The organism is Okeania sp. SIO2B9, assembly GCF_010672505.1.
Lineage (GTDB): Bacteria > Cyanobacteriota > Cyanobacteriia > Cyanobacteriales > Microcoleaceae > Okeania > Okeania hirsuta.
Map to the genome: position 1 here is coordinate 1 of NZ_JAAHGK010001014.1, position 2,853 is coordinate 2,853.

A 2,853-nucleotide genomic window follows, 5' to 3' on the forward strand; every position below is an offset into this window, starting at 1 on the left:
TGTGAAGTCAAAAGTCAAAAGTCATAATTCAGAAGTAAGAAGGAAGAAAGTTATAAGTTATAAGTCAAAAGTCATAATTCAGAAGGAAGAAAGAAGAAGGCTTTAGTTATCTGGGAGAGGACTGAAGGATGGAAAAATCTGGCCTTATCTGAGTTTTCAACTTTTGATCAAAATAATTGGGTCTAAAACGTCGCCTTTTAAGGCAAAATACAGCGCTTCCCATTGTTATAAGGTCAGGGCAAACGCATCTCGTCAATAAACTAGGGGTAATTATCAATAAACCGGGTTTTATTGCGCTTGTTGACAATAGACTTTCAACGTATAGTGTCTATAAAATCAAATAAACACTACATATAGGGAACGGCAAAATAAGATGCGTTTGCCCTGGTTATAAGGTACACCCCGAAGCGAGCAAGATGCCCGCACTACAATATTTTCATCATTTACCCTGTACCTTATTTGCCCGAAATATGCTGTATTTTTGGAACCTTGCTCCAATCCCCTACTTCCCCTCCTGGGAGGGGGAGGGGCGAGGGGTGGGTTAACTTCTGACTTCGTTAAATGTCCCAAGCAAACCTTGAATATTTTATATAATCTCAATTATTGTAGTACCCATCCCCCCGGAGGGGAGTGTTAAACTAACACCAGAGTCTAATTACTCACTATTACTGTTGCACAGAAACCAATAGTGGTAGGAGTAGGTTTGAGAAAAATGTTTGTTTTTTTCAATCATATTTCAATCAAACCTATTCTCAAAAAAAGGATTTTTATACTTGTTTTTTTGACCGAGTATAAGCCAATAAATTGTTTCTGTTGTACATTCTTGTATCAAGTTAATTAATAATTCTAAAATCAAGGGAAAAAACGTGGTTACTACTCCAGAAAAAATTCAACAATCAACAGTTACTCCATCCGATAAAAAAGACAGAGTAGCAGTTTTATTAATGGGATATGGTGAAGTAGAAAGTTATGAAGATTTTGCTAATTATAACGAACAAGCATTAAATTTACTTACTGCTAAATTTGCTCCTGTTCCTACCTGGATATACCCTCCCATTGCCAAATTATTAGCTATTTTTGACTTGCATGAATGGAGTCATCAACATGGTAATTTTATTTCTCCTCATAATGCTATTTTTGAAAGTCAAAGAGCTGGAATTGAAAAAAATCTCCAAGCAAAGTGGGGCGATCGCGTTAAAGTTTTCAAGGCTTTTAACTTCTGCGCTCCCCACTTACCAGAACAAGTATTAACACAAATTAAAGCTGAAGGATTTGATAAATTATTGATTTATCCTTTGCTAGTAGTTGACTCTATTTTTACCAGTGGAATTGCCGTCGAACAAGTTAATGAAGCCTTAGTAAAATTAGCAGATAAGACCGAACATTGGATTAAAGGTCAACGTTATATTCCTTCCTTTTATAACGAACCTGATTATATTAATCTAATGGCAAAAATGGTAGAAGAAGAAATTGCTAATGATTTGGCAGTTGCTCATTTACCATCTCAAATTGGCATTGTTTTAACTAATCATGGTTGCCCTCACGAAGCTAAAGGTTTTACTTCTGGAATTGATGAAAGTCAGGAACTTTATGAGTTAGTGCGGGAACGTTTAATTAATCGTTTTCCTTTAATTTCTGTAGGTTGGTTAAATCACGATACCCCACTAATTGACTGGACTCAACCAGATGCTAAAACTGCTGCTAAAAATCTTATAGAATTAGGTGCAACAGCTATTATATTTATGCCTATTGGTTTTGCTACAGAAAATCACGAAACATTATTAGATGTTGAGCATATTATTGAAGCGATACGTCGCAAATATCCAGAAGTAACTTATCGTCAAATGCCTTGTGTAAACGATCGCCCAGAATTTTTGCAGATGGCTGCTGATTGGGCTAACCTTTATATTGAGGAGTTGTTGAGTGAGAATGCTTTAGCTGTTAATCCTTCTTTAGCAGTGGCACAAGCGAAGAAAACTCATAGTCATAGTCACGGTGGGGAGCATGGACATTCCCACGGTCATCATCACCATCACGACCACGATCATGGTCACCATCATCATCATTAGGAAGAATTTTAGGAGTCAGAATTCAGGAGTGAGAATTCAACAGGAAAATTCTGTATGAGCTGAGATTAATAAATTGGTTTAATATCAACAGGACTTTCGCAAAAAACGAAATTATACACTATTTGTAGGGGTTGACGGCCGTTAACCCCTACTATATTTGGTGGTTATGCGTTTTATCTTTTGTATTCTTTGGGAAATAAACTTGATTGTTTGAGTTGAAATTACCGTAAGCATTCAGGCATCAGCTATCAGCTATTCCTACAGAATGCTACGCAAACAGCTTTATAGAATTAAAAGTATGAATAATAGAATTGCCTATTACTTAACCTTAGCAATAAGTGCGATCCACATTTACATTTCCCTCCATATAGTTGAAAATGTAGTATAATATCATGTTAGGATGATCACTTATAATAAAACCAGAATCATTACAGTAGATGTATTCAAAGTTGATGGCCAAAAAGATGGCGATATAGCTGCCGCACTTGCTCCGCCAACGCCAACTACCTTTATGTTCAAGCGATCGCTTATAATTGAATAGCCCTAGTTTGAGGCCACCAATGGAAGCAAGTTAGCTGGACTTTTGGAAAAAAATGTGTTAAAATAGTACCGAATCATTATATAGCAATACTTTTACCTAAAAATACTCTAGCGATGAGAGAAACAATCCTATCTGCCTTACCTCCATGCTTTGAAAAGTGGTGTCAAAAGTTTGATGATTTATTTAAAACCAAAGGTCAAAAAAAGGGATTCCGTTATTATTTAGCAGGATTACTTGGAGAAA

1 protein-coding gene is annotated in these 2,853 nt (G+C 36.1%); it reads left to right on the plus strand.

The features are described 5' to 3' along the window. Positions 1-866: 866 nt before the first annotated feature. A complete protein-coding gene (locus tag F6K13_RS26680; RefSeq protein ID WP_124147797.1) occupies positions 867-2,069 on the plus strand; it encodes a ferrochelatase in 1,203 nt (400 codons plus the stop codon). Positions 2,070-2,853: the final 784 nt, after the last annotated feature.